Origin of the sequence: Mesorhizobium sp. WSM3879, from assembly GCF_002294915.1 — a bacterium.
GTDB lineage: Bacteria > Pseudomonadota > Alphaproteobacteria > Rhizobiales > Rhizobiaceae > Mesorhizobium.
In genome coordinates this window covers 29181-42843 of the sequence record NZ_NSFZ01000015.1, presented here as the reverse complement: position 1 = coordinate 42843, position 13663 = coordinate 29181, and the positions used below count along the sequence as shown (strand labels likewise).

The window sequence follows — 13663 nt, the reverse complement described above, 5'->3', positions numbered from 1 at the left end:
AAGTTAGGCCGAGCGCAGGGCTGGCCCGCTATCGGGCTGGTCCTCCCGGCGTTGGGCGATCACGCGGTTTCGCCCGGCGCGCTTTGCGGCGTAGAGCGCGGCGTCCGCCTCAGCCAGCACCTCGTCCAGGGTGCGACCATCGGCGGCACCAAATCCCATGCCGCCGCTGACGCTGCTGCGCAACGGACCACGTTGGGTCGGGACGATTTCGGTGCCGAAAGCGACCCCGATCCTGCTTGCCATATCGTGCGCCCTTTCAGGCGTCATGCGCGATAGGACGAGCGCGAACTCCTCACCGCCGAGCCGAAAGGCATCGACCCCGGCCCTGCCATATTTCTTGATCACCGCCGCGAACCGGCAAAGCACCTGATCGCCGACGGGATGGCCGAAGACATCGTTGGTCGTCTTGAAATGGTCGAGGTCGAACATCGCGATCGCCATGAACGGACCGAAGCTGCGACCGCCGTAAAGCTCGCTGAGCGCCCTGCGGTTCATCAGGCCGGTGAGCGGATCGGTCATCGTCGCGGCCTTGAGCTCGATCTGCGCCTGCAGATGGTGCAACGAAAGCGTCAGCGCGCCGAGGCCGGTCATGCAGGCGACCGCGACGACGGAGTTCAACCGCTCCGCCCAGTTGTCGGGCGCGGCGCCGAGAACCCATTGCCCTTGCACCAGCAGCACCAGGCCGCACAGGCCGAAGGATATCCCGCAGGCGCCGCTGAGAAACGAAACGACGAGCAGTATCCGGCGGTCGTGATCGCCCTTGATCCAGAACATCGTTCCGATCGCGGCGAGCAGAGCCGTCACCGTCGAATAGGTGATCAGAAAGCCGACGCCATCGAAGCCGAAATAGGTGACGAGGGCGCAGGCCGCCATCGCTGCCAGCGCCGGCACGATGGCGCGGCGATAACTGCGGATGCCGAGATACTGCATCGCCGACAAACAGATGACGAGGAACCCCAGGCTGAGCAGGGCAAGCACCATCTGGCAGAGCCACGGGTTGGCGTCCTTGGTATAGCGCCAGAACAGGACGACATGGGCAACGAGTACGAGTATGCCGCAGGCGACCGTAAGCACGAAACGCGCCCGCGGCGCGCTGAACCAGATCGCGAGCATGGTGACGCTGAGGCATGTGCCCGACAGCGCCGCCGCGAGCAGGAGCGAGCTGAAATCCAACATCTCTGAGGTTCTCGATGGGGAGTCTCGTTGCTTCCTCAATGTAGCCTGTAGACGCGTGGCGCAAACCGTTTTCGGCCGGTGTCCGCTGCTCGCTCGACAAAGGGTTTACAAAGCGTCGACATGTCCGCTGAAACTACGGCACGGTTCCGCGGCGGGACGAACCGGAAGCGGATCAGCTCTTGTCGAGCAGCGCCAGGTTTGCGTTGACCACCGTCTGGTCGGCGAGACCGGCCTTGGCTTCTAGCAGCAGGGCCCTTGCCTTCTTCTTGTTGCCGCGCAGGAGCTGCGAATAGCCCATATTGTTGACGATCTGCGGCTTGCGCCCGGCGACCCTCAGCAATTGCGCATAGGCGCGGTCGGCGAAGTCGAAGCGGCCGAGCTCGTCATAGGAGGCGGCAAGCCCCATCCAGGCTTCGGCATTGTCTGCCTTGAGCTCCACCGCTTTGCGGAAATGCTGTTCTGCGAGACCGAAATTCGCCTCCCGGAATTGCGCCTTGCCCTCCGTCAGGTCGGCGGCACTGATATCCTTGGCCGTCGCCTGGATTGCGGTGGTCTTGGTCGTGTCGACGCTGCTATTCGTCGTGCAGCCGGTGATCATCAAGACGGCCGCCGATACCGCCGCTGCCGTGGAAAGTCTGTGACGCATGCCCTGCCCCGTCGCCCGATTTGCCGGGTCGTTCTTCAGCAAGGACCATACAGGAGAGCGATTAAGCTTCGGTGCCGAAATGCGCCTAAATTTCAGTTGCTTGCAAAGGATGCGTTAACCAGCACCGCCGGCCTCAGTGCGACGTCAGCCTTACGACGATCGGGATGATGGCGACCATCAGCACCACCGGCAGGATGCACACCGTCACCGGCACCGACATCTTGGCCGGCAAGGCATGTGCCTTCTCCTCGGCAAGCGACATGCGCTTGTGGCGCATTTCGTCGGAAAAGACACGCAGCGCTCCCGACAGGCTGGTGCCGAGCTCCTTGGACTGCTGCAGGAGCGTCGCGAAGGAGCGCACTTCGTCGAGGCTGAGGCGATCGGCGAGCGCCTTCAGCGCATCGTCGAGGCTGCGGCCGGCCCTCAGCTCCAGCGACACCAGCTGCAGGTTCTGGCTGAGCGACGGATAGGTCCTGGCGAGTTCCTTCGAGACCCGCTCGATGCCGGCCTCCATGCTCATGCCCGCGTCGGAGCAGACGATCATCAGATCCATGAAGTCGGGAAAGCCATTGCGGTATTCGCGCATCTTTTCCCGCACCTTCTGCGTCAGCACCAGGCCGGGCAGGAAATAGCCGGCCGCTCCCGACAGGATGATGAAGGTCCAGCGGCTGGTCACGGTCGATTCGGCGCTGGCCGCCCAATGGTTGACCAGGAATGCCCCAAGCGCCATTCCGACCAGCGCGGCAAAACGGATCAGGAAGAACGTCCCGACGGCGCGCGGCTCCATGTAGCCGGCCTGGATGAGCTTCATGCGCAATCGCGCGACATTCTCCGGATCGCTCTTGGCATAGAATTCCTGCGCCCGCCTCACCGCCTTCTCGCGCACGGCGTTCGCGTTTTTCCTGGGTGCCGGCTCGGGCTGCTCGATCGGCTGCGCCGCCTCGACCTTCAGCCGGCGCTTGACCTCGTTGCGGTCGCCCTGCGCAACGACCAGCGGCCATGCCACCGCGCCGCCGCCCATCACCAGCAGCAGCACCGCCACCGGCATCAGCGATGTCGGCGCTAGCGAGGCAAGGAAGCGGATGACCTCTTCCATTTCAGAACCTGAAATTCGACATCTTGAACATGATGGCATTGCCGAGCAGGAGCCACAGGATCGAGCCGCCCAGCATGTACCAGGTCTTCGGTATCCCCCACACTTCGCGATAGAATTGCGGCATCAGCACCATGATGGCGGTGAACAGAAGTACCGGCACGGCGGTCAGGATATAGGCCGACATGCGGCCTTCGGTCGAAATGGCGCGCACCTTGCGCCGCAGCTTGCCGCGCTCGCGGATGGTCGACGACAGCCCGTCGAGGATCTCGCGCAGATTGCCGCCGGAGCTGCTTTGGATCGACACAGCGGTGACGAACAGCGGCAGGTCCTCATGGCCGACGCGATCGAACAGGTTGTTGAGCGCTGAAACCAGGTCCGAGCCATAAGTCACCTCGTCGGCCACGACGCCGAACTCGGTGCCGATCGGATCGGCCATCTCGCGCGCCACCATCGCGATCGCCACCGGCACCGGGTGGCCGGCCTTGAGGCCGCGCGTGATCAGCTCTAGCGCTTCCGGCAGTTGCATGCCGAAGCGCTTATGCCGGCGCTTGCGCAGAAAACGCATCGCCATTACCGGCAAGACCGGCACCAGCACCAGAAGCAGGATCAGCCCGAACAGCAAAGGCAGGCCGTACCAGACGGCCAAAAGCGTCAGAGCGAACGCTATCCCCGACGTGATCGTGAGGAATTTGGGCATCGGCATGATCATGCCGGACTGCGTGCGCAAGGCGCGAAAGCGATCGAAGGAAAGGAGGGGCGTGCCCTCTTCCATGCCGCGCTCCTTGCGCAGCTGGATCAGCACCTGCTCCTGGCTGATCTTGTTCTCCGCCAGCTTCATGCGGCGGTTGATCGCCGTGCGCTTGTCGCTGCGGCCGGCATAGAGCAGGTAGCAGCCTTCGGCGATCATGATGCCGGTGAGCGCCGCCGCGGCGTAGACGGCGTAGATCGGGCTGAATCCCTCGAGCACCGGCTACTCCTGCGGCCGGCCGGGTTCGAAATACTTGCCCGGAAATTCAATGCCCATGTTGCGCAGGTCCTCGAGGAAGCGCGGTCGGATGCCCGTCGCCTCGAAATGGCCGACGATCTTGCCGTCCGCCTCCATGCCGGTGCGCACGAAGCGGAAGATCTCCTGCATCTGGATCACATCGCCTTCCATGCCCGTGACTTCGGCGACGCTGGTCACCTTGCGCTTGCCGTCGGACAGGCGCGTCAGCTGCACGATGATGTCGATGGCGCTCGCGATTTGGCTGCGGATCGACTGCACCGTCATCGGCATGCCGGTCATGCCGAGCATCTGTTCGAGGCGCGATATGGCGTCGCGCGGCGTGTTGGCGTGGATGGTCGCCATCGACCCTTCATGGCCGGTGTTCATAGCCTGCAGCATGTCGAAGGCTTCCTCGCCACGGCACTCGCCAAGGATGACGCGGTCGGGCCGCATGCGCAGCGCGTTCTTGACCAGATCGCGCTGCTTCAGCTCGCCATGACCCTCGATGTTTGCCGGGCGCGTTTCCATGCGCGCGACATGCGGCTGCTGCAGCTGCAACTCGGCGGCGTCCTCGATGGTGATCAGGCGCTCGTCCTCAGGAATGAAGGCCGACAAGGCATTGAGCATCGTCGTCTTGCCGGTGCCGGTGCCGCCGGAGATGATCGTCGTCTTGCGCGCATGCACGGCCGCCGCCAGCACCTCGGCCATGTTCTGGGTGATGGCGCCGAACTCTACCAGTTTGTGCAGGCCGAGCTTGTTCTTGGAGAATTTGCGGATCGATACCAGCGGCCCGTCGACGCCGACCGGCCTGATCGCGGCGTTGAAACGCGATCCGTCGAGCATGCGGGCGTCGACCATCGGCTGCGATTCATCGACGCGGCGGCCGACGGCCGCGACGATTTTGTTAATGATCCGAAGCAGATGCGCCTCGTCCTTGAACGGGATATGGACCTGCTGCAGCTTGCCTCGCTTTTCGACGAAACAGTTCTGATGGCCGTTGATCAGAATATCGTTGATCTCCGGATCCTTGAGCAGCGGCTCCAGCGGGCCGAGGCCCACCATCTCGTCGACGATGTCATCCACCAGCGCGTCCAGCTCGGCGGTGTTGATCGCCATTCGCTCCTGACGCGTCTTTTCCGAGACGAACTCATGCACCTGGCGGCGCATTTCGTCCTTGGGCAGCCGCTCCAGCGCGACGAGGTTGATTTCTTCGAGCAGCATGCGGTGGATGCGCACGCGCGCGTCGAGCACCTTGTTGGCGCTCTTTGCGGGTGCTGCTTCCGGCTTCGGCGGCGCCGGCTTGCGGGTCGTCGGAATGACCACGGCGTGATGCGCAACGGGCGCGGGTTCGGGCGCCCGCAGCGGACGAACATCGCGATTCTGCAGGTTGGAGAAGCGGCTGCTCATCCTGCTTTCCTCTTCAAGAGGCCCTTGCCGAGGCCGAACAGCGACTTCGATTTTGCCGTCGTCGCCACCGCCTCCTCGGGCAGGATGATTTTCTTCAGGTCATTCACAACATTGGCGTTCGGATCGATGTCGTGCAGCGGCACGCCGCGGTCGACGGCCTCGCGCACCAGCCGGTAGTTGTTGGAGATGCCGCCGACGAAGTGCTCGCCGAGGATATCCTGGACGTCGGCCTGCTTGATGCCGCTGTCGAACATCTTCTGCTCGAAACGGTTGACGATGACGTTCGGCTTCACTTCCTTGCCGGCCGTCTCGTAGATGGCCTGGATGAGACGCTGCGTGTGGCGCAGGCAAGGTACCGTCATCTCGGCCACGATATAGAGCTTGTTGGAGCCGAGCAGCACCGTCTCGGTCCACGGGAACCAGGTGCGCGGCATGTCGATGACGACATTGTCGAAATAGGCCGAGACGAGGTCGAGCATGCGCACCACGACATCGGTCTTGAACGAGCGCATTTCCGAAGGGCGCGTCGGCGCCGCCAGCACGCAGAGCCCGCTTGCATGCTTGGACAGCATGACGTCCAGCAGCTGCCGGTCGAGGCGTTCGGGCTGGTTCTCGATTTCGGTGATGTCGAAGCGCGGCTCGAGGTCGAGATATTCGGCGCAGGCGCCTTGCTGGAAATTGAGGTCGACCACGCAGGTCGAGGCGCCGCGCGTCACCGAATGGTGCAGCTGGAAGGCGGTCTGCAGGGCAAGCGTGGTGGTGCCGACACCGCCGGCGGCCGGCATGAAGGTGTAGATTTGCGATTCGGAGTTTTCCTCCCGCCCCGGCCCCTGCAGCGCGCGAATGACGGAACGCACCAGATCGGCGGTGGTGATCGGCTTCACCAGGAAGTCGGCGACTTGGAGCTGAACCAGGATGCGCACCGCCGCCGCATTGAATTCCTGCGTGACGACGACCACGGGCACGCGGCCTTCGATCCGGCGCATGATGCGCTGCAGCGACTCGATCTCTTCGAGTTTGGCCGCGTCCATGTCGACAATGACGGCGCCGAAATCGGTCTCCTGGACCTCGCCGCGCAGTTCGTTGACGCTTTTCTCGACCGTCAAAAGCTCGATGACCTCGGATGCAGCGAAAGCCGTCCGCGTGTCCTGCGAAAACGCCCGGTCGGTCGAAACGAGCAGGATCTTCTTGGTCTTGGTGCCCGATGCCATGGTCGTCAGCCCATCAGTCTGCTGTCGTTGATACCGATGTCGTTGAAGCCGGCGCCGCGCCGCCCTTCGCGCCCGCGGCAGTGGCCGTGGAGCTCATGCTTGGAGCCGGCACCAGAAGCCTGGTGTTCTGGACGCCGTACTGCCAGGGATCGACCATCTGCATGGCCGTGTTGGACGCCTGCGCATTGCCGGCGGCCGGAGACACGCCTTCGGTGCGCACATAGTCGTCGCTGGTGCAGCCGGAGAGCGCGCCGGCGAGCAGCAGAGCGATGCAAGGAGCCAGACGCATGGCTTCAGTCCTTCGGCAGATCGAGGAAATGGCCCGACGTGGTCGCCGCCACCGGACGGGCCCCGCTGCCGTCGGCCAGCGCCAAGGGGCGCTTGGGAGCGGAAGCGTCGACTTCCTCGGTGTTGTTCAGGAAATAGTCGGCATTGCTTGGCGGCCGCGTTCCGTCGGTGGGCTCGACCATCTTCTTCGACGGGTCAACCGGTTTGACCAGGTAGGGCGTGACGATGATCACCAGATCGGTCTCGCGCCGCTGATAGGATTTCGAGGAGAAAAGCGGACCGAGAACCGGCAGCTTGCCGAGCCCTGGCAGGCGCGACGTGGTGATGTCGTTCTGCGACTGCAGAAGGCCCGCGATCATGAAGCTCTGGCCGTTTTTCAAGTCGACCGACGTCTTGGCGCGACGCACGATGAAGGCAGGAATGGAAATGCCGCTGCTGACTTCGATCGACGCGGAGGGATCGATCGACGAAACTTCCGGCGCGATATCGAGGCTGACCAGTCCACCCTTGAGCACGGTCGGCGTGAAATCCAGACCGACGCCGTATTTCTTGTAGCTGACGCTGATCTTGCCGTTGTCCTCGGACACCGGGATCGGGAACTCGCCGCCGGCAAGGAAGCTCGCGGTCTGGCCCGAGCGGGCGATCAGGTTCGGCTCGGCCAGTCGCCGGGCGAGACCGCGCTCTTCCAGCGCCTTGATGGCGATGTCGATCGAAACCCCGTTGGAAAGCAACCGGCCGATGATCTCGCCGGTCCCGGCGGTTGGCACGGTGCCCGGGTCGATGATGACGTCGCGACCGCCGACGCCGAAGGCAAAATTGGCCCCGTATTTGGCGCCGAGATCCTGTCCCGCCTGCCGGTTGATCTCGACGAAACGGACATTGAGCTGAACCTGCTGCGAGGACGAGATGTTGACCGAGTTGATCACTTCCTCATTGCCGGAGAAGCGCGACGCGATCTTGCTCGCCTTGTCGGCCGCGACCGCGTCTTCCGCCTCGCCCGAAAGCACCACGCGGCCGTTGGCCGAACCGACCTTGATCTTGGCATCCGGCACGCTGGCGCGGATGGTGTTGGCCAGTTGGTCGGTGTCCAGCGTCACCTCGATGTCGATGGTGCCGACGAGCTGCTTGTTCTGATCGAACAGCGCGATGCCGGTGGTGCCGAGATTGTTGCCCAGCACATAGAAGGACTTGTCGGTCAGCGGATTGACGTTGGCGATCTCCGGATCGCCGATGACGATCTGATAGAAGGCCGCGTTCGTCATGATCGTCTTGGGCTTGCCCTTGGCGACTTTGATCGAGGCGTTCTTGGTCGCCGAGACGTATACGACGTCGTTGTTTGCCTGGGCCGGCGCCCCAAAGGCCAGCATTCCGGCGGCTGCCAGAAAGGCGCCCGCCACCATAGCACGCAGAAGGCGCAGCCCTCTCGTGGTCCGTTCTTTGTTCAGCACATGCATTGTCCCGTTCCCGCCGGTCCCCACCGGCTATTGTTCTTGTTCGTTGGAAGGAACGACGTCTCCGTCGGCGGGCTTGGAGGGAACCTTATATTCCTCCACCTTCGTGCCGCGCGACACGATCACCGTCTTGAACTTCGGCTCTTCCGGCTCCTTCGCCACCGCCTTGACCAGCGAGGCGGCGCTTGCCTCGGCGCCCGCGGCAACCGAGCCGCCGAAGGACGAGATGGTGGTAAGTCCGTTGCCGCTGGCGCTGGCATCGGCGGCGGACCGCAAAGACAGCGACAAGGAGCCGACGGTGCGGGCGAGCGCTACCTTCTGCGCCCCTTCGTTCGTGACCTCGAGGGTCACGGAATTGGCGACCTGCGGCTCGGTCTTGCGCTCGTCCGCGCCCTGCCCGACCGAAAGCACCTTGGCGTCGGACACGACGATTTCGGACGTGACCGTCGAGCCGGCTGCCCCTTGCGCGTTCTTGGACACTTCCTGGATTTCGCCGGCATCGCGCGTCAGCACGACGTCAACCCGGTCGCCCGGCGTGATGAAACCGCCGACGCCGGCGATCTCGTCGGTGCGGATGGTGACGGCCCGCATGCCCGGAGACAGCATGTTGGAAAGTGTGGCGCGGCCGTTCGGTCCCGACAGTTTGGCGAGCAGCACCGGCTCGTTGACTTCGATCGGCGACAGCACAACGCGGCTGCCTTCTGCCAGCAGCTTGTCGATTGTCGGGAAGGCGCCTTGCGGCAGAGAATCCTGCGGCCACGGAATTTCGGTGAGTTGCGACCGGTCGAGCTGCATGCCGTAGCGTAGCGGCGCATTCGCCACGACGATGGTCTTGAACTCGACTTTGGGCTCGTGCGGCACCACGATCGATGCCGTCTTTTGCTCGGACTGGGCCCTCGCCTGGCTTTTGACCCAGAAGTCCGCGGCAAAGATCGAGATCGCGCCGAAAACGGCTGCGATGCCGATCATGGTTATGGCCCTGCCCTTCACAACGAAACCCCTGACGCCCCGTGGTCTTTTGTCGTTGAGGCTCACGCTAGGCGTTAATGTTAAAGAATCAGGAATCCAAAGGGGTGGAGCCCGCCCTATTTCCGGCGGCTTGGTTATCGAATGGTTTTGGAATAAGAGACAGTTTGATCCCTGAACGGAACAGGAACTCGTTCGCCCGCCAAAAGCGTGGCAGTATCGAGGAGTGATTCGCAGTACTGGACTTAATGGCTAGCATGGACGACACCAGCGATCTTTTCGGCAACCCGGAAAAGCAGCCCCAGCAAGTACGCGCGCCCTCGCGGCCGGCCGATCCGCTGGTGCAGGCCGCGAAGCGCTCGGCCGCCGCCCGCGACGGCAGCGAGAGCTACAGCGCCGCCGACATCGAGGTGCTTGAGGGGCTGGAGCCGGTGCGCCGTCGCCCAGGCATGTATATCGGCGGCACCGACGACAAGGCGATGCATCACCTCTTCGCCGAGGTCATCGATAATTCGATGGACGAGGCGGTGGCCGGCCACGCGACCTTCATCGACGTCGAGCTTTCGGCGGACGGATTTCTTACCGTCACCGACAATGGCCGCGGCATTCCGATCGATCCGCATCCGAAGTTCAAGAAGCCGGCGCTCGAAGTCATCATGACGACGCTGCATTCGGGCGGCAAGTTCGACTCCAAGGTCTATGAGACTTCCGGCGGTCTGCACGGCGTCGGCGTATCCGTAGTCAACGCGCTGTCCGATCACCTCGAGGTCGAGGTCGCGCGCGGTCGCCAGCTCTATCGCCAGCGCTTCTCGCGCGGCGTTCCGGTGAGCGGGCTGGAGCACCTCGGCGAGGTGCACAACCGCCGCGGCACCAGGACCCGCTTCCATCCCGACGAGCAGATCTTCGGCAAGGGCGCCGCCTTCGAGCCAGCCCGGCTCTACCGCATGACACGCTCGAAGGCCTATCTGTTCGGCGGCGTCGAGATCCGCTGGACCTGCGATCCCTCGCTCATCAAGGAAAAGGATCAAACCCCGGCCAAAGCCGAGTTCCATTTCCCGGGCGGCCTGAAGGACTACCTCAAGGCCACCCTCTGCGACGAATTCCAGGTCACGCGCGAAGTCTTCGCAGGCAAAAGCGACAAGCAGGGCGGCCACGGCTCGCTGGAGTGGGCGGTGACCTGGTTCGGCGGCGACGGCTTTCTCAACTCCTACTGCAACACGATTCCCACTCCCGAGGGCGGCACGCATGAGGCGGGCTTCCGCAACGTGCTGACGCGCGGGCTTCGCGCATATGCCGATCTCATCGGCAACAAGCGCGCCTCGATCGTCACCACCGAGGACGTCATGATCTCGGCCGCCGGCATGCTGTCGGTCTTCATCCGAGAGCCGGAATTCGTTGGCCAGACCAAGGACAGGCTGGCCACCATCGAGGCGATGCGCATCGTCGAAACCGCCATCCGCGACCCGTTCGACCACTGGCTGGCCGACAACCCGCAGGAAGCCTCGAAGCTTCTCGAATGGGTGATCGCGCGCGCCGATGAGCGTGTGCGCCGGCGTCAGGAAAAGGAAGTCTCGCGCAAGAGCGCCGTACGCAAGCTGCGCCTGCCGGGCAAGCTCGCCGACTGTACCCAGAATGCCGCGGCCGGCGCCGAGATCTTCATCGTCGAGGGCGACTCGGCCGGAGGCTCGGCCAAGCAGGCGCGCGACCGCGCCAGCCAGGCGGTGCTGCCGCTGCGCGGCAAGATCCTCAACGTCGCCAGCGCCGGCAACGACAAGCTTGCCGCCAACCAGCAGATTTCCGACCTGGTTCAGGCGCTCGGCTGCGGCACGCGCTCGAAATATCGCGACGAGGACCTGCGCTACGACCGCGTGATCATCATGACCGACGCCGACGTTGACGGCGCGCATATCGCTTCGCTTTTGATCACCTTCTTCTTCCAGGAGATGCCTAACCTGATCCGAGGTGGCCATCTCTATATGGCCGTGCCGCCGCTCTATTCGATCCGTCAGGGCGGTAAGGTGGCCTATGCACGTGACGACGCGCACAAGGACGAATTGCTGCGCACCGAATTCACCGGGCGCGGCAAGGTCGAGATCGGCCGCTTCAAGGGCCTTGGCGAGATGATGGCCTCGCAGCTCAAGGAAACCACGATGGACCCGAGGAAGCGCACGCTTCTCAGGGTCGACGTGATCGATGCCGAGCAGGCGACCAAGGACGCCGTCGACGCGCTGATGGGCACCAAGCCCGAGGCCCGCTTCCGCTTCATCCAGGAACGTGCCGAATTCGCCGAGGCCGACGTGCTGGATATCTGAACGCGGACTGGTCCATAACAGGCTCCGGGACGGAGACTTGCATGTGACCTGGACGCGGCTGAAGGATCTAGCCGGGACACCGTTAAGTGAGCTGACCCAGCCGACGCGCTCGGACTGGATCTTCGCCCTGCGCACGGTTTCTGCCGGGCTGATCGCGCTGCTTGCCGCTTACGCCTTAAAGCTCGATCATCCGCAGTGGGCGATGATGACCGTGTTCATCGTCGCGCAGCCGGTCGCCGGCATGGTGCTGGCGAAAGGCTTCTACCGCCTGCTCGGTACGCTGGCCGGCGGCCTGGCGGCGATCGGCATCACATCGCTGCTCGGCACCAATCCCTGGCTCTTGGTGACGGTGCTGGCACTATGGATCGGCGTCAGCACCCTCGTTTCCTCGCTGCTGCGCAATCCGGAAGCCTATGGCGCCGCCCTTGCCGGCTATACAGCGATGATCATCAGCCTGCCGGCATTCGGGCAGGCGCATCTCGTCGTCGATCTCGCTGTCGCGCGCTGCGCCGAAATTGTGCTCGGCATCGTCTGCGCCGGCGTCACCAGCCGGCTGATCCTGCCGAAGCTCGCGGCGGACGCCATCATCTCCAGGCTGAAACGCAGCATTCTCGATCTCGCCGACTACGCCACAGGCGCCTTTTCCGACGGCGATCCGGCCGGTCTTGCCGCTCTCCAGCGCAAGCTGATCACCGATGCCCAGACACTTGCCGAAATGCGCGCCTATGCGCGCCTCGAAGCGCCGAGCTTCGCGACCCGCGCCCATCCGGTCCGGCGCACGATCGGACAGCTCCTGTGGGCGCTCTCGGCGGCCCGCGCGCTGCATACCCATGCCGCGCCGGAGAATGCGACGCTCATCCCTGTTCGCAGCGAGTTGAAGGCAATCGTCGGGGAACTCGCTACGACGCGCGACGCGTTGGACGACACCGGCCCATGGGTGGCCCGCCTCGAGGCAATCGCGATCAGGGCAAGAGAAACGGCGCCGGTGGCCACCGATCCCGGTGAAGACAAGGTCGGCACCATCACCCGCCTCACCATTGCCGCCGATTTCGCGGAGGCGCTGAAGCAGGTGATGCGCGGCTTGGATGCGCTTCGCTCGCCGGTTTCCCGAACGTCTCGTGAGCGGCAGCAGCCGGCCCTGGTCGTGCACCGCGACTATCATGCGGCCTGGCGCAATGCGGTGCGCGCCGCGCTCGCCACGCTTCTGGTGGCCGCCTTCTGGCTGACCACCAAATGGTCGGAGGCGGCGGGCACCGTCATTCTCGTCGCCGTCGTCTCCAGCCTGTTCGCGGCACGTCCCGATCCGGTCCAGTCGGCCTGGGGCTTCTTCACCGGAACGCTCCTCGCTTTGCCTTTCGCTTTCCTCGTCGGCCAGATCGCAATGCCGGCGCTGCCCGGCTTCGGCTGGTTCACCCTCTTTGTCGTGCCGATCCTGGTGCCGGCAGCGCTCGGCATGGCCAATCCGCGGCATGTCGGCGTGGCCACCGCCTTCGCCATCAATTTCCTGGCTTTCCTCAGCCCGCACCAGATGATGACCTATGATCCCGGCCCGTTCTTCGCCGGATCGGCATCGATCCTGGTCGGCATCCTGATCGCCATCGGCGTCTTCATCGTCGTTCTGCCGGCCAATCCCTGGGCCACTGTTGAGCGCATCTCGAAGGCGATGCGCGAGGACTTGGCGCGCCTTTGCCTGCATGAGCGCGTCCCCAGGCGTTCGGCCTTCGAAAGCCTGGCCTATGACCGGATCAACCAGTTGATGCCGCAACTGCAGCAGACCGGGAGGAAAGGCGACCCTATTCTTGGCGGCAGCATTGCCGCCGTGACCGTCGGCCTCGAAGTGCTCCGGCTGCGCCAGGCGCAACTGAACTCCACCGTGCCACGCGAGACGGTCGAGTCGATCGGCAACTTCCTGCGCGGCCTGGCGCGGGAATTGCTGTTCAGGAGGCATGGCGAGCCGCAGACCTCGACCATCGCCGTGGCGCGGGAATATGCGGCGAGCATCGCCGGTCGCAGCGACCGGCCGGAAATGCTTCAGGTCGCGGCCTCACTGCGCATCATCGCTGCCGCGATGCAGGATTATCCGGATTTTTTCGCGAAGGGGCACCCTTAGACGGGCCGGGCCGGG

11 protein-coding genes are annotated in these 13663 nt (G+C 64.1%); 2 read left to right on the top strand and 9 right to left on the bottom strand.

Annotated features, from left to right (window positions below; all coding sequences use genetic code 11):
* Positions 1–3: 3 nt before the first annotated feature.
* The 9 genes from CK218_RS25845 to cpaB form a co-directional block, all read right to left on the bottom strand.
* A complete protein-coding gene (locus CK218_RS25845) occupies positions 4–1176 on the bottom strand; it encodes a GGDEF domain-containing protein (protein WP_095829340.1) in 1173 nt (390 codons plus the stop codon).
* Between the two features lie 172 nt (positions 1177–1348).
* Complete coding sequence (locus CK218_RS25840) at positions 1349–1822, bottom strand: hypothetical protein (RefSeq protein ID WP_095780694.1); 474 nt, start codon at positions 1820–1822, stop codon at positions 1349–1351.
* A gap of 133 nt (positions 1823–1955) precedes the next feature.
* A complete protein-coding gene (locus CK218_RS25835) occupies positions 1956–2918 on the bottom strand; it encodes a type II secretion system F family protein (protein ID WP_067000198.1) in 963 nt (320 codons plus the stop codon).
* 1 nt (position 2919) lies between these two features.
* Entirely contained in the window at positions 2920–3885 is a 966-nt protein-coding gene (locus CK218_RS25830) for a type II secretion system F family protein (RefSeq protein ID WP_095829339.1), read from the bottom strand.
* Positions 3886–3888: 3 nt separating this feature from the next.
* Entirely contained in the window at positions 3889–5310 is a 1422-nt protein-coding gene (locus tag CK218_RS25825) for a CpaF family protein (RefSeq protein WP_067000192.1), read from the bottom strand.
* On the bottom strand, positions 5307–6521 hold the full coding sequence (locus tag CK218_RS25820) for a response regulator/pilus assembly protein (protein ID WP_095829338.1): 1215 nt from the start codon (positions 6519–6521) through the stop codon (positions 5307–5309). Before CK218_RS25820 ends, CK218_RS25825 begins: the two co-directional genes overlap by 4 nt.
* Before the next feature lie 13 nt (positions 6522–6534).
* A complete protein-coding gene (locus CK218_RS25815) occupies positions 6535–6810 on the bottom strand; it encodes a hypothetical protein (RefSeq protein ID WP_095829337.1) in 276 nt (91 codons plus the stop codon).
* 4 nt (positions 6811–6814) lie between these two features.
* Complete coding sequence (locus CK218_RS25810) at positions 6815–8209, bottom strand: type II and III secretion system protein family protein (protein ID WP_245435196.1); 1395 nt, start codon at positions 8207–8209, stop codon at positions 6815–6817.
* Between the two features lie 81 nt (positions 8210–8290).
* Complete coding sequence (cpaB, locus tag CK218_RS25805; protein WP_095829335.1) at positions 8291–9229, bottom strand: Flp pilus assembly protein CpaB; 939 nt, start codon at positions 9227–9229, stop codon at positions 8291–8293.
* A gap of 254 nt (positions 9230–9483) precedes the next feature.
* Here cpaB and parE point away from each other — a divergent pair, with 254 nt between their 5' ends.
* Together parE and CK218_RS25795 are read left to right on the top strand one after the other, a co-directional pair.
* Positions 9484–11538: a DNA topoisomerase IV subunit B gene (gene parE / locus CK218_RS25800; RefSeq protein WP_095829334.1), complete on the top strand. Its 2055-nt coding sequence runs from the start codon at positions 9484–9486 to the stop codon at positions 11536–11538.
* Between the two features lie 43 nt (positions 11539–11581).
* Positions 11582–13648, top strand: coding sequence for an FUSC family protein (locus tag CK218_RS25795; RefSeq protein WP_095829333.1), 2067 nt, complete (start codon positions 11582–11584; stop codon positions 13646–13648).
* The last annotated feature ends 15 nt before the right edge of the window (positions 13649–13663 follow it).

Excerpts from the sequence above, each read along its gene's own strand:
- CK218_RS25835 (WP_067000198.1), bottom strand. The coding sequence starts at position 2,918 with ATGGAAGAGGTCATCCGCTTCCTTGCCTCGCTAGCGCCGACATCGCTG.
- CK218_RS25825 (WP_067000192.1), bottom strand. The coding sequence starts at position 5,310 with ATGAGCAGCCGCTTCTCCAACCTGCAGAATCGCGATGTTCGTCCGCTG.
- parE (WP_095829334.1), top strand. The coding sequence starts at position 9,484 with ATGGACGACACCAGCGATCTTTTCGGCAACCCGGAAAAGCAGCCCCAG.
- cpaB (WP_095829335.1), bottom strand. The coding sequence starts at position 9,229 with ATGATCGGCATCGCAGCCGTTTTCGGCGCGATCTCGATCTTTGCCGCG.
- CK218_RS25845 (WP_095829340.1), bottom strand. The coding sequence starts at position 1,176 with ATGTTGGATTTCAGCTCGCTCCTGCTCGCGGCGGCGCTGTCGGGCACA.
- CK218_RS25820 (WP_095829338.1), bottom strand. The coding sequence starts at position 6,521 with ATGGCATCGGGCACCAAGACCAAGAAGATCCTGCTCGTTTCGACCGAC.
- CK218_RS25840 (WP_095780694.1), bottom strand. The coding sequence starts at position 1,822 with ATGCGTCACAGACTTTCCACGGCAGCGGCGGTATCGGCGGCCGTCTTG.
- CK218_RS25810 (WP_245435196.1), bottom strand. The coding sequence starts at position 8,209 with ATGGTGGCGGGCGCCTTTCTGGCAGCCGCCGGAATGCTGGCCTTTGGG.
- CK218_RS25815 (WP_095829337.1), bottom strand. The coding sequence starts at position 6,810 with ATGCGTCTGGCTCCTTGCATCGCTCTGCTGCTCGCCGGCGCGCTCTCC.